The 20,550-nt window shown below is 43.0% G+C and carries 18 protein-coding genes; 3 read left to right on the forward strand and 15 right to left on the reverse strand.

Annotated elements, in window-relative coordinates; translation table 11 throughout:
- Window positions 1–50: 50 nt before the first annotated feature.
- Entirely contained in the window at window positions 51–1,298 is a 1,248-nt protein-coding gene (locus WC955_03495; GenBank protein MFA5858112.1) for an excinuclease ABC subunit UvrC, read from the reverse strand.
- 44 nt (window positions 1,299–1,342) lie between these two features.
- On the reverse strand, window positions 1,343–2,917 hold the full coding sequence (gene murJ, locus WC955_03500; protein ID MFA5858113.1) for a murein biosynthesis integral membrane protein MurJ: 1,575 nt from the start codon (window positions 2,915–2,917) through the stop codon (window positions 1,343–1,345).
- Between the two features lie 147 nt (window positions 2,918–3,064).
- On the opposite strand from murJ, the gene rpsT reads away from it, so the two are divergent.
- Window positions 3,065–3,343 carry a 30S ribosomal protein S20 gene (gene rpsT, locus WC955_03505; GenBank protein ID MFA5858114.1) on the forward strand — a complete coding sequence of 93 codons (279 nt, stop codon included), beginning with the start codon at window positions 3,065–3,067 and terminating at the stop codon, window positions 3,341–3,343.
- Here the strand turns inward: rpsT and holA are convergent.
- The 8 genes from holA to xseB form a co-directional block, all read right to left on the reverse strand.
- Window positions 3,317–4,348 carry a DNA polymerase III subunit delta gene (gene holA, locus WC955_03510; GenBank protein MFA5858115.1) on the reverse strand — a complete coding sequence of 344 codons (1,032 nt, stop codon included), beginning with the start codon at window positions 4,346–4,348 and terminating at the stop codon, window positions 3,317–3,319. The two genes, rpsT and holA, sit on opposite strands and share 27 nt — an antisense overlap.
- Complete coding sequence (gene lptE, locus WC955_03515) at window positions 4,345–4,962, reverse strand: LPS assembly lipoprotein LptE (GenBank protein MFA5858116.1); 618 nt, start codon at window positions 4,960–4,962, stop codon at window positions 4,345–4,347. Before lptE ends, holA begins: the two co-directional genes overlap by 4 nt.
- A 43-nt stretch (window positions 4,963–5,005) precedes the next feature.
- The gene (gene leuS / locus WC955_03520; protein MFA5858117.1) at window positions 5,006–7,471 is read right to left on the reverse strand and encodes a leucine--tRNA ligase; all 2,466 of its coding nucleotides are present in this window, start codon (window positions 7,469–7,471) and stop codon (window positions 5,006–5,008) included.
- Window positions 7,472–7,492: 21 nt separating this feature from the next.
- On the reverse strand, window positions 7,493–8,152 hold the full coding sequence (locus tag WC955_03525; GenBank protein MFA5858118.1) for a HEAT repeat domain-containing protein: 660 nt from the start codon (window positions 8,150–8,152) through the stop codon (window positions 7,493–7,495).
- Window positions 8,153–8,249: 97 nt separating this feature from the next.
- A complete protein-coding gene (locus tag WC955_03530; GenBank protein MFA5858119.1) occupies window positions 8,250–9,041 on the reverse strand; it encodes a TlyA family RNA methyltransferase in 792 nt (263 codons plus the stop codon).
- Window positions 9,041–10,948, reverse strand: coding sequence for a 1-deoxy-D-xylulose-5-phosphate synthase (gene dxs / locus WC955_03535; protein ID MFA5858120.1), 1,908 nt, complete (start codon window positions 10,946–10,948; stop codon window positions 9,041–9,043). The genes WC955_03530 and dxs overlap by 1 nt, the downstream gene beginning before the upstream one ends.
- Window positions 10,949–10,959: 11 nt before the next feature.
- Window positions 10,960–11,820 carry a polyprenyl synthetase family protein gene (locus WC955_03540; GenBank protein ID MFA5858121.1) on the reverse strand — a complete coding sequence of 287 codons (861 nt, stop codon included), beginning with the start codon at window positions 11,818–11,820 and terminating at the stop codon, window positions 10,960–10,962.
- On the reverse strand, window positions 11,807–12,082 hold the full coding sequence (gene xseB / locus WC955_03545; GenBank protein ID MFA5858122.1) for an exodeoxyribonuclease VII small subunit: 276 nt from the start codon (window positions 12,080–12,082) through the stop codon (window positions 11,807–11,809). The genes WC955_03540 and xseB overlap by 14 nt, the downstream gene beginning before the upstream one ends.
- A gap of 157 nt (window positions 12,083–12,239) precedes the next feature.
- Between xseB and WC955_03550 the strand changes: the two genes are divergently transcribed.
- Window positions 12,240–12,587, forward strand: a complete 348-nt coding sequence (locus WC955_03550; protein MFA5858123.1) for a PilZ domain-containing protein — start codon at window positions 12,240–12,242, stop codon at window positions 12,585–12,587.
- A gap of 4 nt (window positions 12,588–12,591) precedes the next feature.
- On the opposite strand, the gene WC955_03555 is transcribed toward WC955_03550, so the two are convergent.
- The 4 genes from WC955_03555 to dusB form a co-directional block, all read right to left on the reverse strand.
- Window positions 12,592–13,554, reverse strand: coding sequence for a hypothetical protein (locus WC955_03555; protein ID MFA5858124.1), 963 nt, complete (start codon window positions 13,552–13,554; stop codon window positions 12,592–12,594).
- Window positions 13,555–13,565: 11 nt separating this feature from the next.
- Window positions 13,566–14,354: a fumarylacetoacetate hydrolase family protein gene (locus WC955_03560; protein MFA5858125.1), complete on the reverse strand. Its 789-nt coding sequence runs from the start codon at window positions 14,352–14,354 to the stop codon at window positions 13,566–13,568.
- A 17-nt stretch (window positions 14,355–14,371) separates the two neighbouring features.
- A complete protein-coding gene (locus WC955_03565; protein MFA5858126.1) occupies window positions 14,372–17,707 on the reverse strand; it encodes a carboxypeptidase regulatory-like domain-containing protein in 3,336 nt (1,111 codons plus the stop codon).
- Between the two features lie 103 nt (window positions 17,708–17,810).
- Window positions 17,811–18,779, reverse strand: coding sequence for a tRNA dihydrouridine synthase DusB (dusB, locus tag WC955_03570; protein ID MFA5858127.1), 969 nt, complete (start codon window positions 18,777–18,779; stop codon window positions 17,811–17,813).
- Window positions 18,780–18,811: 32 nt separating this feature from the next.
- Here dusB and WC955_03575 point away from each other — a divergent pair, with 32 nt between their 5' ends.
- Entirely contained in the window at window positions 18,812–19,768 is a 957-nt protein-coding gene (locus WC955_03575; protein ID MFA5858128.1) for a 4Fe-4S cluster-binding domain-containing protein, read from the forward strand.
- Window positions 19,769–19,828: 60 nt separating this feature from the next.
- Here the strand turns inward: WC955_03575 and WC955_03580 are convergent.
- Window positions 19,829–20,550: gliding motility-associated C-terminal domain-containing protein (locus WC955_03580; GenBank protein MFA5858129.1), on the reverse strand; the 722-nt coding region annotated here is incomplete at its 5' end.

A 20,550-nucleotide genomic window follows, 5' to 3' on the forward strand; every position in this document is an offset into this window, starting at 1 on the left:
TTTTTTTTCACATATTTTACCGTCGGTGGACACATTCAATCCTTCACTTTTCAGTAAATACCCTTTTTTCGTAATAAACGGTGATAGGTAACAGCAAATCTATGCGCTTCATCGCGCATCCTGCGAAGATACTGCAATACAGCCGAACCCGGAGGTAATGCCAAACCATCAAAATATTTTTGGGAATACACTATTTCTTCACGTTTAGCTAATGAAAGCAATGGAATTCTGAGATTAAGTTCAGCAAGTACTCCCGCAGTTACCGCCAACTGCCCTTTTCCGCCGTCAACTAATAAAAGAGAAGGGTCAGGCATATCATCCTGTGATTTAGCGAACCTGCGGGTAACAACTTCTTTCATCATAAGATAATCATCCACACCCGTGACTGCCTTGATCTTATACCTGCGGTACCATTTTTTCTCAGGTAAACCATTAACAAAAGTAACGATTGCGCCAACTGAATACTTCCCTCCTAATGTTGAGATATCAATGCACTGAATGATCTCCGGTACTTTTGGTAATGAAAATAATGTTTTTAATTCCACAAAAACTTTTGACATCTTGTACTCTGACGTTGATATAGCGGTCTCAAGATCAGGTTCAGTGAGTTCACGCAACCTTATACGTTCCGTAAGGACTTCCACCCTACGGATCATATCCCTTACCCGCGCAGCGCGTTCAAAATCCATTTTTTCCGCAGCTGAACGCATTTCCTTCTTCCACATACCCAGCACGCGTTTATGCTTCCCGTCAAGAAAATAGCGTACCTTCTCAACTATACCTTCATACTCACGTTCCGCTTCCGGTGATAAACACGGGCCGTTACAGCGATGCATCTGGTAGTACAAACATTTCTTCAACACTTCCACTTTTGGAGAATGGTTATCAAAATCGTACTTACACTTGCGTAATGCAAATATTAAATGTATCCACCGGAGCAACAATTTTATCTCGTACTGTTTTGTATAAGGCCCGTAATACGCCCCGCCGTCACGTTTACGCCCGCGAACTACCATTAACCTCGGATACTTTTCGTTTAACGTAAGTTTAATATATGGATAACTTTTGTCATCACGCCAGATAATATTGAACCGCGGCTTATATTTATTGATAAGCTTTTGTTCCAGTAATAACGCAGCGTTCTCCGTTGATGTTTGGATATAATCGACATACGAAATTAACGATACCATCATTGCTATACGCTGCGGGATATCACGGTTTTTGAAGTAACTCCTTACCCTTGAACGCAAAACTTTTGCTTTCCCGATGTACAACACCTCACTGGTATTGCTGCGCATAAGGTATACCCCTGGTGTTGAGGGTAATATATTGTAATCAACCTTCATTTTGGCTTAACAATTTTTAACTTAAACAAGTTGAGCATAATCCCAAATTCTTCAAGTTTAAAGAAGTAACTTATACCGAAGTATATCAATACTGAAGATAAAACCGATAATAGCACACCCAATACTGTACTGCCCTTAAATACCATACCTGATAAAAGGTAACACGCAATAGTCATCACACCCACAGCAAATAAGCATTTGTAAAATGTTACAGATATTCTTTTTCCATCTAAAAGCCCGACTTTTTTGCGTAACAGGTATCCCAGGATAATGACATTAACAAATGACGCTATGGAAGTTGATAACGCCAACCCGCCAACCCCCAGGGGTTTCATCAATACAATGTTTAACACAATATTCAACGCCATTGCTGCGCCCGCTACAAGTACAGGTGTACGTGTATCTTTGTACGCATAGAACATCCCGGCTACAACTTTTACTACCGCAAACGGCACTAACCCGATAGCATAAAAAAACATTGCTGTTGAAGTTAACCGTGTCGCCTCTGCCGTAAACTTTCCGTACTCGAACAACAACCTGATTATAGGAGTTGAAAGTACCATTAACCCTGCCATTGCCGGTAAGATTGTAAATATAATCAACCGTACCGCCTGCGAAAAATTTTGACGTAATGCAACAGTATCATTTTTTGCAACATTCCTCGAGAATAACGGCAGAGATACCGTAGCGATTGATATCCCGAACAAAGCAAGAGGCAGCTGGACAATACGGTTAGAGTAATACAACGCAGTAACACTCCCTTCTGCAAGAAATGATGCGCATACGGTATTAACAAACGTATTAATCTGTTCAACGGAAAACCCTATCATCGCGGGGATCATCATACAAAGTATCTGGTGTAATCCCGGATGTCCGGGATCCCACGCGAATTTTAACACCCATCCGCGTTTATACAAACTCGGTAATTGGAATACCAACTGCCCAATCCCGCCTGCTACCACCGCAGCTGATAATCCCACCACTGCGGTTGACATATCCGTTTTTACACTGACAAAAAACACAGCAATTACCCCGACATACAGTATCTCCGCAACACTAAGCATTGCCGGTGCAAGCGCTGGTATAAAAAATATATGCAACGAATTCAGTGTCGCAAGCATCAATGCCGCAAGACAGATAAAGAACAGGTACGGAAACATTATTCTGGTAAGCAAAATCGTTAGTTCAAGCTTCCCTTCGGAACCGGTAAATCCCCAGGCGATAAGTTTAGTAATCTGCGGCGCAAATAATATCCCAAGTAAAGTTAATACCATCAACAGGATAGTAAGAAACGTGAATACTACATTCCATAACCTTCGTGCATCAGCTTCCGTCTTATTTGTAAGATAATCCGTGAATACCGGCACAAACGATGTGGATAACGACCCTTCCCCAAGCAATCTCCTTAAAAGATTGGGTATACGGTACGCTGCGTAAAACGTATCCGCAGCGAATCCCGCACCAAACACTACCGCAATCGCCATATCACGTATATACCCCAACACCCGCGAGATCAATGTCGCTGTGGTAACACTTGACGCGTGCTTGATTATACCTTTATCCTCTGCCACGTTAAATCCAACTTTCTGAAATACTTTATAAATTATATATTATACCTTTTCTCACAAGGTATTGACTAACAGTTCATATATTTAGTAAATTAATATCTCATAAATAAGATAATATATTTTAATAAAGGAGTAAGAAGGTAAAGTCAAATGGCACAACAAAAGAAAACAGGACGTCATGCATCGGCAAAAAAGGAAGTACGTAAATCCGCAAAGCACCGGGTGTATAACCATAGAATAATTTCAAGTATAAAGAAACTTGTGAAAGAGATGGAAGAAATTATTAAAAATAAAGACAGTGCAAAAGCGAAAGAACTTATCAAAAAAGTATTTTCGGAACTTGACAGCGCTGCGCGCTTACATATAATTCATCCAAGCACTTGCGCACGGAAGAAGTCAAGATTAACAATTAAAATTAATAAACTTTAATAACAACTCTTCAACCGCAGATTCTGTAGGTTTACGCCCGCGTTTGTATTGGTATTCCAATTCAGCTGAGTATTGTATTGCGGAGACAAAAAAATCAAGAGAATACTTCTTTAGCACGCTTTCTAACGCTTTATACCGCGGCATAAATTCATAAACTCCTATCCTTAAAGCAGCGGACTGTAAGGCAAGATTCCCGGATTCCATTAACCCTTTACATAACGCAAATTCTCTGATATTTCTTGCTAAAGCCGGGAAAACAGCTACAGCAACATCACCAGTCATGTACAGCCGCTCAACCACTGCCAATACATCCCCGGGATTACGGCTGGTAAGCGCAAACCACAGGTCATCCACTGTCTGCTGTCTTACCATATTACTCACTTCATTAACTTCTTCTGTATCCACAACTTTTATCTTACCGCCGTAATAACTAACAATTTTTTCAATCTCATTTTGAATTGCATATACTGACATACCCACGTTTTCTGTCAATAACCTCATCGCATTATCTGTCACTGATACTTTTTGTTCTTCCAGCATTTCATTAATTATTTCGTGTAATATAAATATGTTGTTAACATCATAACAGCTTATAAGTTCGCCGTTAACCAACGCTTCGCTTATAAGCCCTCTTTTTTTATCATCTTTGTTAAACCCCTTCTCCATAGTGATAACAAGACAAGTGGATTGATAAGGGTTTTTAATATAATCCGTCAAAATATGCGGAGGGCGGGAATACACTTTTCTAGGTAAGTTCCTAAGGACAACCAATCGTTTCTCAGAAAAAAGCGGTGCAGTATTTGCCGTATTAATTACTGTCAGTAAATCAACATCACACGCAGCATAATTATCGAAGTTAAAATCCCTTGCAGTTTTGTCTGGAAGTAACGCATTAACAAGACGGCTTACACCGTCAATCTTAAAATAATCCTCAGGCCCGGCAATAAAATATATTGGCTTAACATTCTTTTGTCGAACGTTTTTGATAAAATCTGTATAATTCATTCCACAGCCGGCGGGACTTTACGGTCAGATATCCCGGTCACTGTCCCATACCCTTCGGTAACGCGTACCAGGATATCACGGCTTAACCGATCCCAGATAAGCCTTTGTGCTTCAGCTTCAGACATACCCCCGGGTTTTGTTGAGACAAAAAAACGATATGACCCTTCGAGGTTACGCTCATAAATCAACGGTTTTTCTTTCCACTTACCCGTAACAACATCTTTCTCAAATAAGCCAAAGTCGAATAGTACCCACAACTTCTGTTCTACCACCAAATGATCATCGTCATACGTTAAAGGTTCAAGAATATACCGTGTTATATCGCCGATAATGATAGCATCCGCTTTTTGTTCATCCACAACTTCCATCCGGCCATCACGGTAAAACTCTTCTTTTACACGCAAGGTCAGCGCTTCTTCCAAACCGTAAGTAACAGTTTTATTGGTAAACATCGGAATTGCAACTTTTTTTATGTATGACGGCAAATTTTTTGTGGAGGACACAACCTCACCCACGCCGGCAATTGTTTGTTTACCATACGACGCGGGCCCGCAGGAAGGCAGTATCAGTACTAACGGCAATAATAACGGTAAACTTTTTATTAAGTTTCTCATCTTGTTCGTACTCCTTGTATTACATAACAACTAAAGTTAACTATTATTTTACAACAATATTCACCATTTTTTTAGGCACATAAATTATTTTTGACACACTCTGATTACCGATAATACTTTTAACGTTATCATTCCCCATTGCACAATCTTTCACCTGCTGATCCGTCCATCCTTCCGCAGGAATTACGACCTTCCCCCGCAATTTACCGTTTACCTGAACAGGGATTTCAATTTCAGAAGTAGCAATCGCGGACTCGTCATACTTTGGCCACGGTGCGATAATGATATCTTCACTTTTACCTAAATACTCCCATAACTCACTGGTCATATGCGGAGCAAACGGGTTAAGAATTTTTAATAAGACCTCAATTGCCTTACCGGAGACAGCATCGCCTATTCCCTGATACTCAGTAATTGCGTTGGTAAGCTCCATCACCGCAGCGATAGCGGTATTAAACTGATACCGGTTATCAATATCCAGTGTCACGCGTTTCACCGCGATATTATAACGCCTCACCAATTCAGTACACACTTTTGGCTCAACCTTAACGACTTCACCCAAACCATTCAACGCTTTATATTTCACCACCAACCGCCATACACGTGAAAGAAACCGCCAGATACCTTCAATCCAGGCATCTGACCAGTCAAGATCCTTCTCCGGAGGTGAAGCGAACATAACAAAAGTACGGATAGTATCCACCCCGTATTTTACCATTACAGTATCCGGCTCAACGATATTACCTCTTGACTTAGACATCGCTGAACCTTCAAGTGTAACCATACCCTGGTTTAAAAGATTAGCGAACGGTTCATCATTATCCACAAGCCCAAGGTCGTGGAGCACCTTATGGAAAAACCGTGAATAAATCAAGTGCATACACGCATGCTCAATCCCGCCGATATACTGTGTCACCGGCATCCACTGCTTAATCTTTGCAAGCTCAAACGGCTTCTCCGCATTCTTATTATCGCAGTAACGAAGGTAATACCATGAAGAATCAACAAACGTGTCCATAGTATCAGTCTCACGTTTAGCATCAATCCCGCAACCCGGGCATTTGGTATTAACAAACTCTTCTGACTTAGCCAATGGCGACTCACCGGTCCCTGAGAACGGCACATTCTCCGGCAAAACAACCGGCAAATCTTTCTCAGGTACAGGCATAGCGCCGCATTTCGGGCAGTAAATCACGGGTATCGGCGTACCCCAGTAACGCTGCCTCGAGATTAACCAATCCCGCAGGCGGTACTCTATCCGGAACTCACCCACTCCTTTTTCCTTAAGCCACCCGACAATTTTTTTCTTGAACTCCTCAGCGGGTATACCGTTATACTCCCCGGAGTTTACCATCACACCATCCCCGCCGTACGCATTAGCCGGTAAGGATGTTTGTTTTTCATCCACCGGACGGATAACTTCGATTATATCCAACCCAAACTTTTTCGCAAATTCAAAATCCCGCTGGTCATGCGCGGGGACTGACATAATTGCGCCGGTACCATAACTTGTTAATACATAATCCGCAAGCCATACGGGAATCCTTTTCCCGTTAACAGGATTCACGGCAGTAACACCTTCGAGAGGAACCCCTGTTTTTTCGCGGTCCAGCGCCGTGCGTTCAAGCACAGTTTTCCTTCGTGATTTAGAAACATACTCCTCAACTTGAGAACGGTTACTCACCTGCCCTATTAACTGCTGGACAACAGTATGTTCCGGAGCAAGTACCATAAACGTAGCACCAAACAACGTATCCGGCCGTGTAGTAAACACTTTTACCGGTAGTTCGCCATTAAGTTTGAATACAACTTCCGCGCCAGTACTCTCGCCAATCCAGTGCTCCTGCATTAACAATACACGTTCCGGCCATCCGCGCTTAATATCTTTCAGCCCGTCAAGTAACCTTTGCGCGTAATCACGGATTTTGAAGAACCACTGCGCAATATCTTTTTGTTCAACTAAAGAATCACACCGCCAGCATTTACCGTTAGTTGCCTGTTCATTCGCAAGTACAGTCTGGCATTTTGGGCACCAGTTAACACTAGCCTTACGCTTATACGCTAACCCGCGTTTATAAAACTGCAGGAAAAACCATTGGTTCCACCTATAAAATTCCGGAGAACAAGTAGCGAGTTCGTGGCTGAGGTCATAGGAAATCCCCATCCTCATCAACTGTTTCCGCATATTATCAATATTCGCGTATGTCCACTTTGCAGGATGCGTCCCGTGTTTGATAGCCGCGTTTTCTGCAGGCATACCAAACGCGTCCCACCCGATGGGATGAAAAACATTATACCCGCACGCGCGTTTGTACCTGGCAACAACATCGCCGATAACATAATTCCGTACATGCCCCATATGAATTTTCCCGGACGGGTACGGGAACATTACAAGACAATAATAATACGGCTTACCTGCAGCATCACCGGTTTGAAACGCTTTTTTTTCAGTCCATACACGCTGCCATTTTTGTTCTATTTCAGTGAAATTATAAACTACTTCTTCCACAATACAACCTTTTCTACATGTTTACTTAATCGTCGCTAACGCCGATGCAACGTTTGCCCTTACTTTTTCATTACGCAACGCGCGTAATAACGCAGGTACTGCCGGGCGGCCGATACTCCCCAGCGCTTCCGCCGCGTATTTCCGCACAAATTCATTCTCATCCTCTAACGAATCATACAACGCCGGAACAGCTTCCTTATCGCCAATACACCCAAGCGAAATCGCAGCTTTTATCCGTGTAATACTACCCTGATCCTTCATTGCCTTAATCAGCGCCGGTACTGCCAAACGATCCCTAAGATGCCCGAGCACACCCGCAGCAGTAACCCTTACTTCCTCACTCTCATCGGTAAGTGATTCAATCAACGCAGGTACTGCACGGCGATCGCCTATCTGCCCGAGTGATAACGCAGCTTTCTCACGGACAAACTTCGACTGATCTTTTAACAATCCGGTCAATTGTGTAACAGCGTTTCTTTCCTTCATTCTCCCCAGGACTTCCGCAGAGATTGACCTTACAAACGGGTCACGGTCACGCAAAGAATCTATTAATGCAACGGAGGTATCCTTTTTCAATTCTTTTTTAATATCTTCAGGTTTAGTTATAGGTTTACGTACCACCACAAAACCTTTACTTAACCAATCCAACCCTTTTGCAAAAACTGTAACTTTTTTGTTCATTAATTAATAACCGTTTCTATAAAACAACCCTGTTGCATACCCATAAAAATACATTTTATAACATACTACTGACAAATATCAAGCATCCCGGCCATAGCTAGACTGTAAAACCGCTATCAACACCCTTCGTAATATGTAACAAATACTCAACATTCCCCTTCGCTCCCTTAATAACCGACTCCGTAACAGCGGTACATACTAACCCAACCGTTCCAATGTATTGTTTAATATCACTAACAACTTTTTCTCTAACCCCAACATCCCTGACAATACCTTTAACCAAATCCCGGGGTTCAACCTCAAACTGCGGTTTTAATAACGCAACAATCACACCGTCATCACTCAATACCTCACTCACCGGCGTGAGAACCATGCGTAATGAAATAAACGCTACATCAATCACTGCAAGTGACGGAACAAGGTACTCAACCCCTGATTCTTTACACTTAAGTTCAATCACCTTACGGTTAAGCATCCTCGCATTAGTACGTTCAAGCAATACCACACGTTTATCATTCCTTAACTTAACATCAATCAACCCATAACCTACATCCACTGCGTACACGCGTTCAGCATTACGTTGAAGCAGGCAGTCGGTAAACCCGCCGGTTGAAGATCCTACATCGATACACACCTTCCCCGCGGGAAGCACATTAAATTTATCCAAAGCCGCGGATAATTTAATACCTCCCCGGGAAACATACTTCCGTAGTTCCAACCTCTTAATCACAGAATCCAACCCAACCATTACACCCGGTTTTGTGATAACCACGCCATTCACTTCAATCTCTCCAGCCAATACCAACGCACCGGCAAGTTTAACGGGGATACAGCATTTATCAGCGACAATATCACACAACTTTTTCCGTTGAGCAGTTTTTTTTAACATTACGAACCAGCAAACTGTCTTATGGACTCACACAATTTATCTTCAGACAAACCATATATTTTATGAAGTTCAACAACCTTACCATGCTCAATAAACTTATCCGGTAACGCAATGTTCAGAAGTTTTACTCCGCTGTACTTACTCCCGATATACTCCCCTACCCCGCTCCCAAACCCGCCGGTAAGAACGTTTTCTTCTACAGTCACAACTTTTTGGTATTCACTCAATACTTTATCAATCATACATGTATCCAACGGTTTTACAAACTTCATATCAATAACCTGAACTTCAATCTTATCCTCAGCAGCCAGTTTTTCAGCAACACGCACAGCAGGGATTACCATATTACCAATACCCAACACCGTTATAACCCCACGTCCTTTTACTGAATGAACCACTTCAGCCTTACCAACCTCCAACTGCCGTATATCCTGTTCCAGCTCAACACCATACCCATACCCCCGCGGATACCGTACTGCCACCGGGCGGTCAAGTTTTACTGCTGTATACAACATCCTTTGCAATTCATTCTCATCCCGCGGCGACATAATAACAAGGTTCGGTATCATTCTGAGATACGATAAATCAAACACCCCGTGATGCGTCGGCCCATCTTCCCCTACGAGCCCACCGCGGTCAAGAACAATAGTTACCGGCAAATTCTGTAACGCAACATCGTGTATCAACTGATCAACCGCGCGCTGCATAAACGTAGAATACATCGCTACTACCGGGCGCATACCGTTAACCGCTAAACCTGACGCAAAAGTTACTGCATGCTGTTCAGCAATCCCAACATCAAAAAACCTGTCAGGAAACTTTTGAGCAAACATCCCTAACCCTGTCCCTTCCGGCATTGCAGCGGTTACCGCGCAAATACGCGTATCATTCTCCGCTAGTTTAACAAGTGATTTAGAGAATACCTGAGTATAAGTCAACACTTTCTTCCCATCATTCTGCTGAGTTCCAGCCGTATACCCTGCAGTACTCAAAATTTCATCATCTTCTTCTTCCAATGAAAACGCAGGTGTTCCATGAAACTTAGCCGGCTGCTTTTCCGCAGGGGAATACCCTTTCCCCTTACGCGTGATAACATGCAACAACACCGGCCCCTTAAAATCTTTTATACGTTCCAAAGTAGTAATCAATAATTCAAGATCATGCCCGTCAATCGGCCCGAGATACGAAAAACCCATCTCTTCAAACAACATCCCCGGGAAAAATAAAAGTTTAAACCGTTTTGCAATCCTAAGCATATACACCCCGAGAAAATGCAGCCTCCTGAAAAACGTTTCCACTGTCTTCTCAAACTTCTTAACTAACCCTAATGTCAAGATCTTAGTGAAATACGCAGCCAGTGCGCCAACACTATGAGAAATAAACATTGCGTTATCGTTGAGGATAACAAGCATATCATTATGCAAACTCCCCGCATTATTCAGTGCTTCGAACGCCATCCCGCCGGTCATACTTCCATCACCGATAACTGCTACAACTTTATGGTTCTCACCCTTAATATCCCGCGCAACCGCTAATCCCAGCGCTGCGGAGATTGACGTTGATGAATGGCCGGTACCAACAGGATCATACGCACTTTCCACGCGTTTAGGGAATCCGCTTAACCCATCATGCTGACGTAATGTTTGAAACCTATCTTTTCTCCCTGTAAGTATCTTATGAGCATATGACTGATGGCCGACATCCCAAACCACCTGATCCTTGGGTGTATCAAAAACATAATGTATCGCAATTGCGAGCTCCACACACCCAAGGCTTGGCGCCAGATGCCCCCCTGTTTTTGAGACTGTATTAATAATAACCTCACGTATTTCATTAGCTAGTTTCGGTAACTGCTCTTTCTCTACACGTTTAAGGTCATCAGGAAAATTAACTTTTTCTAGTACCATAAAAAACTATATCACCTGTCCCTGTTAATAACAAACTCCGCGAATCCCTGCAATACATCCGCACGCGGAAGGTACTTTTTGATTACGCGTTTAGCGTTACCTACCATAATTCCAAGATCATCCTTAGTTTTATTTAACCCCGCCACTACGGGATACGTCACGCGTTTAGCTTTAACATCTTCGTTATAATCCAATAAGTCATCTTGCACCTGGAATGCCAACCCCACGTTCTCCGCGTATATCGATAACCGTTTTATATCATCTGCCTCTGCACCCGCTGCAATTGCGCCGGTAATAATACTCGCACGGATTAAATCCGCAGTTTTATGACGGTATACATAATGAATATGTTTCTCCAAAACCTTCTTTTTTGTAATCAACTCAAGATCAACCACCTGCCCGCCGATCATTCCCCCTGCGCCGATCGCTCTCACCAATTCATTAACAATCCATACTTTCCGTTCCGCAGGTACGCCTTTTGTCCCTGTAATCAGTTCAAACGCATGAGTTAATAACGCATCACCCGTAAGTACCGCCGTTGCTTCATCAAACTTTTTGTGGCAGGTAAGTTTTCCCCGGCGGTAATCATCATTATCCAATGCCGGCAGGTCGTCATGAATCAATGAGTACGTATGCACAAACTCAACACTACAAGCCAACCTCAATAACGCAGGTGTTACTTCTTTACCCAACACATACGCACCGGCAAGGCATAATACAGGACGCAACCTTTTCCCTCCGGTAAATAAAGCATACTCCATTGCGGAATACAACCTTTTTGGGGTATAAGGCTTTAATCCCCGCAGTTCCGCATGAATTTTACCATCAATCTTAGGACAACTTTTTTTCCAGTATGCCTTAAACTTTTCCAATATTACCATCCCCGTCTTTGCTGTTATCCTCTTCAAACACTTTTTTTATGAATTTACCCTCACCTGTTTTCATCAGGATTTCAATCTTACCCTTAACTTCATTAATTTTTTCATTACAATACTTCACCAAGCCAATTCCTTCTTCAAATAACTCCAATGACTTATCAAGCTCGACATTACCTGACTCAAGAGCGGCAACTATTTCTTCCAGCCGCGCAATAGCAACCTCAAATTTCAACTCTTTCTTCCCATCTTTTTTCATTAGTATCCCCGATCTACTTAATGTTTGTACATAACAATTAATAAATACATTATACCAATTATTAAAGGCGTATACTTAAATGTTAGGCAAAAAGCATGGTATATTTGATATAATATATTCAAAATAACGCAGTTTATGGAAAAGGAAATACTGTCTAATGTCAATCAACAGGCGTAAATTTGAACGTATACCGTTAATCCTAAAACTTGAAGTATACGACAAAAAAAGCACAGGACGGGTATGCACAGGCGTGACGAGTAATATCAGCGCAGGCGGGCTTGGCCTGCAAGCACACGCGGAATTAAAAAAAGATGAAATTTATACACTAATATTTTCACTCTCAGCGGACAGCAAGCCTATACGCGTTAAAGGAAAAGTCTGCTGGACTTACAGCTCAGATATCGGCCCGTTACACGGCATTGAATTTATTAAACTCGGATTATTTAACCGTTTCAAGATTAAACGCTTCATAAACAAAGCATTATTCGCAGAACACGGGAAGTAGAAGTTCAGGTTTTTATCCGGGCAACAAAAATACTTGCCTGCTGCGATGTACCAAAATAATAGGATACCGCAAGTTCATCAGGTTGCCCATCAATCCCGCAGATACCCGCGTATGAAGAATCAACACCGTACCCGCTGACAAATATACAATGTTTCTTAAACCCAGTTACGGGTGCCCATTCAAATACTGCAACTTCATGATACGGCAACCCGAACTCCGTTGTGCGTTGTATCAACCTTCCAATTATATAGAACCCGCCGGTGTTTTGTTGTGACGGATACAACACCGGAGCGTGTACTTCAAAAGGCAGTTCATACACTTTCTCCCAGGTTGTATACGGCATAACTGATGATACTATAACAGTATTCATTCTCTCCCTCCGGATAACCGCGTAAAGCTTATCCCCGGAAAACAGGATATCCGTCTCATTCGCGGATTCACCCTGCCATATAACCGATTGTTGCTCCCACTTTTTTTCAGGATCCGCAGTTTTTAGTAATACAACTTTCCAGGTACGCCCGTCAGTACGGTCCTCAAAAGTGTATAATGCAGAATAAAACTTACCATCCGCACCCTGGTGAACATACCAAGGCACACCCATAAGATCAATCATCTTTACAGGGATTGACCAATTAAACCCGTCTTCTGTCCATGTAATCATAGGTTCCGCAACGCTTTGTTTTGGATCATTATCCTTAAGATGCCGTGTTTGGTACGCGCAGTAAAGTTTATCGTTAAACACAAACAATTTAGGGTCCCGGTCATCCGTCTCGATATCCGCAACGACTGACGGTAGTGACCACACCTTAAGATCCTCTGAAGTAATGGCTACAATCTTCCCGTCTAAAGACACATGACTTTCCCCGTGACGGAACACTATAAAATACTTACCCTTAAATTTTGAGATAGAAGTAAACGCGTTATGCTTCCCGTCAGAGAATATCTGTTTATTAGACAATATTTTCATATCAACAATTCTTACTCCACAATATTCCGGAGAATACCTACATCCCCGATTTCAACTTCCACATCATCCCCTGGCTTGAGGTATACCGGCGGTTTCTTAAAATGCCCAACCCCGCCCGGTGTACCGGTAAGAATCAATGTTTGGGGTAATAACAGATTATCCTGTGACAGATGCGCAATTAATTTAGAAACATTATGTATAAGATTATCTGTATTAGACTTCTGCATAACTTTACCATTAAGCCTTAACTCAACACTCAACCCTTTTGAATAAACGTCGGTAACTATAAACGGCCCAAGTGGACAAAACGTATTAAACGACTTCCCGCGGACCCACTGTTTTTCATTGGTTTCAAACTGCACATCCCGCGCACTGACATCATCTGCGCAGGTATACCCTGCGACAAACTCCATAGCTTTATCTTCAGGAACATTCAATGCCGGTTTTTTTATGATCACCCCGAGTTCCGCTTCATAATCCACCATCTTTGGTGCGCATTTCGGGAGCTTAATTTTTTCTCCATGCGCAATAACGCTGGTATTAGCTTTCATAAATACCGGCGGTATTTTGGGGTACGGCAAATTATTTTCTTCCGCATGATCACGGTAGTTCAACCCTACAGCATAAATATTCGGAGGCAATACAGGGGCAAGGATTTCAAGGTCACGCAACTGCAATACTGTCTTTAATAACCTATAACCCAAAAAAACATCGCCTTCCAACAACGTAACATCACTTCCTTCGACCAGCCCGTAACTCGGAGGAATATTACCTGTTTTGAACCTTACAAACTTTGCCATACAACAACATCCTTTCTTTATTTAGCGACAAGAATCTTACCGGTACGCACTTTCCCCCCGGCTTCGATCTGATAGATATATACCCCGCCGGGTACTGCACGGCCGGCATTATCATTACCATCCCAGGACGTTTCCGCAGCTGTACCGTTAACCATTACATTCTCCATCTGCCGCACACTACGCCCTTTGATATCATAAACCCTAACCACCACATTACTCTCACCGGATGAAACATTAAACTTTAAAGTCAACACCTGCGCTACACCGTCACGTATAGGCGTATAAACACTATTACTCAACTGCACATTTTGTAATGTTTCAACAGGCTGCATTTGAGCATTTATTACATTAGCGCTCCCAAGCGTTATATACTGATTGTTTTTACTAACTGTTTCGTACCCAATATGGCTAAATTCAACGTTATAATACCCTGCCGCTGAAATGTTTGACAATTTATAATTACCATTTGCATCCGTTATCAAAGTATTCACAGTATTACCTTTTACCACTTTTACGGTTGCACCTTTGATCGCATTCCCAGTATTATCCGTTACGCGACCCGAAATTTCGGTAATACTCGCTAACGGCGTAAGTTCAAAATTAACTTCTTTACGTTCACCTGACCCCAGGGTAAACGTTGTTGTACTTGATTCATAACCGGAAAGAGAAACTGCAAGATTGTAAGTGCCGGAAGATAAATTCGTGAACTCATATACACCGTTAGATCCTGACTGTGCAACCCTGCTATTCTCTAAAATACTAATCCCTGCATCCTGCAACGCTGCGGAAGTAGTTTTATTTGTTACTATCCCATAAACCCCGCAAACGGAAGCTAACGGTATCAATCTTATTATAAGTTCTGCTGTAACCCCTGAAGTAATTGAACACGTGGACGACGCAACAGCATAATCCGCGAGATTAACCGTCACAGTATGGCTCCCTGAAACAATATTGTTGAAACTATACACCCCGCCGGTATTAGTCAGTACATGCCGGTTTTCCGGGCTTAGGAAACAATCCGCACCGTTAAGTGTCAACAATGTATTAACAGAATCCAGAACACGGACATTCAAATTCCCGGTAGTGACACCACTTGGGGTTAATGAAAAATCCAATACCGTCAAATTCCCAGCGCTTACGGTACACAAACTATTCGCATTTTGATACCCCGCAACCTGAGTAGTGATAAAATACGCCCCCGGAGAAAGGCTACCAAAAATATAATCCCCGCTGGTGTCAGTATACACTGTCGCATTATTATTTGAAGTATTAACTATCTTCACACCCGATACAGGTTCTCCGGTAAGTTTATTCACCGCACGGCCGTTAATCGCACCGCTGGAACCGGACACGAGGTAGAAATTTACAGTAACAGTTGACTGTGCGACAACCGCACACGTTTTTGTTTGAGCAGAATACCCTGCGGCAGTAATGTTTAACGTATAAACCCCCGGAGTAAGGTTTGCTATCCTGTAATTCCCGTTTTTATCAGGATACACACCGTCACCATTAGGCACTAACATTACTTGGGCGGTAGATACTGCAACACTAGCCAGTAAATCCTTAATATTCCCGCTAATATCCCCGGTAATAATTACCCCCGCATTTTTTGCGTATGTCCCAGCTGAATTTGACACTTTTGAAATATCTTCAGTATCATTCTCTGAAGTTATAGCAAAATAGTAAGTTACACCCGGAGTGAACCCGTCAATAACCTTTTCTTCCATCCACCATCGATACTTCGGCACCCATGCTTGCGGATACACTGTTGCAGCGTCAAACTTAGTTTTTGTGTCAATAGGAGCATTTGAATATTTTAACACATACTTAATTGCGCTGACATACGTATAATCCTCACCTGGCGCGCTCCACACGAGCCTCACTTGCCCGGCAGAACTCCCGGGATACGCCTTAAGGTCGGTAATAGTAACCGGCAACCCGTATTCCGTTATACCCCAGTAATCACATAAACCTTTGTAATACGCCTGCCCTGCAAGCCTCCTGAACTTTTCGTCAAGTAACGCTTTAGTATCCATTGCATTTGTGTGATACAAAAATTCCGCCATAAAACACGGCGCCTGGGAATGATGATTCTCCGAGTACTGCCAGTCAGTATAATAAATTGCTACGGACTTCCAAGTCGGGTCATAATACTTTTTAATTAACTTATCCGCCTGGGCATACACTTTTTGCGCAGATAAGCGGTGTTTAGGTATATTATCCACATGCACCTGAAGATTACCCCCATCGTAATCACTACCATTATCCGCATTTGCATCTACATCAACATAAAACTGCATCCCGCGGACTGACGCGTTACTACTCGCGTTTGTATGGAACGCAATATGAAAATCCATCCCCGGCCCGTTTTTTAGCAACCAATTCCCGTAATACGGCCGTGCTTTCCAATCCTTTGCCTTTTGGTTTTGAGGATCACAACTTTGCGCTGACGTACTAGGATCGGAGACCGCTTTTGGTGCACCAACTTTTTTTATGTAATACTTCCCTGCCATCAACCACCACGGCTTATTTGGTGCAGCAAGGCCGATATCCGACTCATCAGTATCATTCCCGGAGGACATATTCATATCACGGCACGGGAATACAGATGCCCCGCCGTCAAGCAAGTAATTAATCACGTGGCGCATCATATGCCAATTTGTATGATCTTCCCGCAACGCAGCGTCATTATCCTCAAACCCAAACACCTGCCCACGCTGGAACACCCAGGCATAGCACGTATACCAATACCCATGCCCGGGACTTACAGAAATATTTTTCCCGGTAAACGGCCCGTCGTTAGTCCGAGGCGCTACCGGCGGTATTGGCGCACGGTACAGTTTCAACGACTTTTGTAGGTCCACCTTTTCCTTTTCAGTCATCACAATTTTGGGTATGTACTCACCCAACGGCTTACCCATCGATGTTATTTTATAAGTATTAACCGCAGGAACTATAATTCTAGCAGTGAACAACACCTGCCTTGAAATCTCTGCTAACGACACTTCGTTTATACCTTTAACAATTTGAGATGTAAAATCAATATATATTACCTCCCCTGCAATCTTCACACCGATAACTTCCGTCCCAGCAGGGATTGCAGTACGCAGGTATGCAACTTTTTCTTCCGGTAATAAACCATTTACAAGTTCGGTAAGTACAGCCTTAACCTTTTCTTCATCAGAACGCAAATTATTAACCGCGACATCACGGAAAATTGAGTACACCTCATCCCCGCGGTAAAAACATAGTTCCGCATTCATAACTTCCGCAGTTGAACCAATACCTTCCAACTGCGTACACAAAAATGAGATAACTAAAAGTTGGGTTAACCAGTTCTTCTTCTGATACATAAATTAAAATTCCACCTTAACCATTAACTAAATATACAAAACATTATACTTTACACACATATTTGTTTGCAACAAATCTCAAGAAAAGCTGTAAGTATATATTTTACTCAAATTTATGCAGATATTCCGCCAGAATCATTAGTACAGCATCCCAGGAGCGTTCCACTGAAATCCGTTGCCTGACCTCTGCCGCACCGTCAAGGCCGCGGATATAAAAAAATACGTGTTTCCTAAGCTGAAACACCGCGCTTTGCGGGTTGACATATTTCAATGTCTTCTTATACTGTTCCACACAAATCCCAAGCTTATCCTTAGCAGCAGGAAGCGTATATTTCCCGGTTTCAACTAACTCCTTAATTTGCCGAAAAAGCCAGGGATTCCCCACCGCTGCACGGCCGATCATCACAGCATCGCAGCCGGTATGGGCAAGCATACGTTTTGCATCCTCCGGTGTGCGTACATCACCGTTCCCGATAACAGGGATATTAACCGCTTTCTTTACATCACGGATAATATCCCAGTCCGCAACACCCTGAAACCTTTGAACCTTAGTCCTCCCGTGAACAGTAATAGCGTTAAGCCCGGCTTGCTCCAACCGTTTTGCGAACTCCACAGCGTTAATACTATTCTCATCCCACCCTTTTCGTATTTTAGCAGTCACCGGTAAATGCGTTACAGCTTTCATCCGTGATACAATTTCAGTGGCAAGTTCAGGTGTGCTCATCAACCCAACACCTTCCCCGCGGTTTGATACTTTCCGAACGGAACAGCCCATATTAACGTCTATACACCCCACCCCGGGATAGGAGTTTAGCAGTTCCGCTGCTATGGCATAGCTTTCAACATGCTTCCCGAATAGTTGCACACCATACGGCAATTCGTTTTGTTCAACCTTAAGCATCTCAAGTGCCGGCATAATCTTACGTGCGAGGCTTATAACGCTTATCATTTCGGTGTAGGTAAACCCGGCATCAAGTTCACGGCATACACTCCGGAACCCGGCATCAGCATAACCCGCTAACGGCGCAAGGAATATGTTGGAATTAAGTTTCATCCCGCAAAAAATATACATAATGACGGATATTATACTATAATTCTTACATTATGAAACCTAAGTTTATACCGGAACAAGTACTGTTTTCATTAACAACAAAATGCAACCTCGCATGCAAACATTGCACGGTAAAACCCGGCAGTGATACCATTAATCTAAAGACAGCATCAAAGTTCTTACGCCAATGCACGGAGTACGAAATTATTAAAGTAGGCTTCACTGGGGGTGAACCTTTCCTTGCGCTACGCGAATTATTAGCTCTAACCCGCACAGCACGGAAGTATGATATGGAATTTGACAGAATCACAACTAACGGCGTATGGTGGCACACTTCCGATGAACTAACCCACGAGCTTACGGAATTACATACCGCAGGATACGACGGTACGTTTGGCCTTAGTTGTGACAGGTTCCACCGGCAGGATATACGTAAACTCGCAAAGTTTATCACCGGATGTAACCGTGTATGGGAGAGAATTGATCAGGTATCACTGGTGTTTATAGAAGACAAAGTTAAAGCATTACAAACAAAAACGTATAAGAAACTACGCGCTCTAGCGCGGGTATTACACGCAAAAATGGAGTACCACAGAGAAATGCCGGTAGTGATAAGAGCGGATAACTTATTATTACGGATATCGAGTATCCCGTTATTCCCTATAAACAACAAAAAAGTTTTACTCTCAACCCCGTGGGATGCAAAAAAATGGTTCCATGAAGATTACTGCGCAGGCCCCGGCAACATTTTTTTTGTTACCCCTACGGGTGACGTATATCCGTGCTGTGGATACGCTACAGACTTTTGTAACGATCTAAGGCTTGGCAATGTTCAACGCGATACACCAGGCAAGCTAGCACGTAACGCTCATACCAACAAATTCGTTAATACCGTCTTTACGCAAGGATTAACATCGATAAAGAATAAGTTAGTGCGGGAAGGTGTCATATTCCCAGGTAAAACTTATAACCACTGCTTTTTTTGTTACTACGCTCGAACGTACTGTTAATGATCTATCCCCTATATAAAATGTCCTCATGCTTGTATGAACAAAGTATCTATATATTACTTACTTCGCCACAACAACACTGCCGGTGACCAGTTTGCCGTTCGCGCGGAACTGGTAAATGTATACGCCGTTAGCGACGGGTTGGCCGTTGTCGTCAGTACCGTCCCAGCCTGATGGGTTGGATATCCGCCGTACCACTCTACCCGAGAGGTCACAGATTGTTACGTCAACGTTTTCTTCCCGACCTTGCATTAACCGTATACTTAAGTACCGTGTTATCCCGCTGAAGGTTGCATTATCGTTTCTCCCGTCATGGTTGGGTGTGATAATTTTTTCGCCAAGCTTAAAGTTGAGGTTCGCGATTTCTGCTTCCAACGCTGCAGCATCGTTTGTCATCATACCAAACCGTGAACCTGCAGCATCTGCTTCCGGCGGGGTTACTACCGGCCCAACTACGCTTGCCTTGCCGTTGAGTACCGCAGAAGCGATACACGCATTACCCGTAATCATACCGTTGCCGTCCATCACAAGGTCGTATTTCGGAGCGTATATTGTCCCGCAAATTGTGCCGTTGACCAATATTTTGTTGTCCGTAACGTTATGGCAGTACAACGCAAGTGCGTACTTGTCATTGTCAGGGTTGAGTTTCGCAGTGCCGTCAACCATAACCTTGCCTGTGACAAATATTCCAACACTACCGTTTTCGCTGTCTATCTTTACTACAGCGTTACCAGAGAGGTTTATCGCGGTAAAGTAGTATGTTCCCGCAGATAGCGTTAGCA

This window comes from Elusimicrobiota bacterium (assembly GCA_041658405.1).
GTDB lineage: Bacteria > Elusimicrobiota > UBA5214 > JBBAAG01 > JBBAAG01 > JBBAAG01.

What these genes read in the sequence shown, in the direction of transcription:
- WC955_03550 (MFA5858123.1), top strand. Translation starts at nt 12,240, where the DNA reads ATGTCAATCAACAGGCGTAAATTTGAACGTATACCGTTAATCCTAAAA.
- WC955_03565 (MFA5858126.1), bottom strand. Translation starts at nt 17,707, where the DNA reads ATGTATCAGAAGAAGAACTGGTTAACCCAACTTTTAGTTATCTCATTT.
- WC955_03575 (MFA5858128.1), top strand. Translation starts at nt 18,812, where the DNA reads ATGAAACCTAAGTTTATACCGGAACAAGTACTGTTTTCATTAACAACA.
- WC955_03555 (MFA5858124.1), bottom strand. Translation starts at nt 13,554, where the DNA reads ATGAAAATATTGTCTAATAAACAGATATTCTCTGACGGGAAGCATAAC.
- WC955_03530 (MFA5858119.1), bottom strand. Translation starts at nt 9,041, where the DNA reads ATGTTAAAAAAAACTGCTCAACGGAAAAAGTTGTGTGATATTGTCGCT.
- WC955_03560 (MFA5858125.1), bottom strand. Translation starts at nt 14,354, where the DNA reads ATGGCAAAGTTTGTAAGGTTCAAAACAGGTAATATTCCTCCGAGTTAC.
- dxs (MFA5858120.1), bottom strand. Translation starts at nt 10,948, where the DNA reads ATGGTACTAGAAAAAGTTAATTTTCCTGATGACCTTAAACGTGTAGAG.
- dusB (MFA5858127.1), bottom strand. Translation starts at nt 18,779, where the DNA reads ATGTATATTTTTTGCGGGATGAAACTTAATTCCAACATATTCCTTGCG.
- holA (MFA5858115.1), bottom strand. Translation starts at nt 4,348, where the DNA reads ATGAATTATACAGATTTTATCAAAAACGTTCGACAAAAGAATGTTAAG.
- WC955_03525 (MFA5858118.1), bottom strand. Translation starts at nt 8,152, where the DNA reads ATGAACAAAAAAGTTACAGTTTTTGCAAAAGGGTTGGATTGGTTAAGT.
- rpsT (MFA5858114.1), top strand. Translation starts at nt 3,065, where the DNA reads ATGGCACAACAAAAGAAAACAGGACGTCATGCATCGGCAAAAAAGGAA.
- lptE (MFA5858116.1), bottom strand. Translation starts at nt 4,962, where the DNA reads ATGAGAAACTTAATAAAAAGTTTACCGTTATTATTGCCGTTAGTACTG.
- WC955_03495 (MFA5858112.1), bottom strand. Translation starts at nt 1,298, where the DNA reads ATGCGCAGCAATACCAGTGAGGTGTTGTACATCGGGAAAGCAAAAGTT.
- xseB (MFA5858122.1), bottom strand. Translation starts at nt 12,082, where the DNA reads ATGAAAAAAGATGGGAAGAAAGAGTTGAAATTTGAGGTTGCTATTGCG.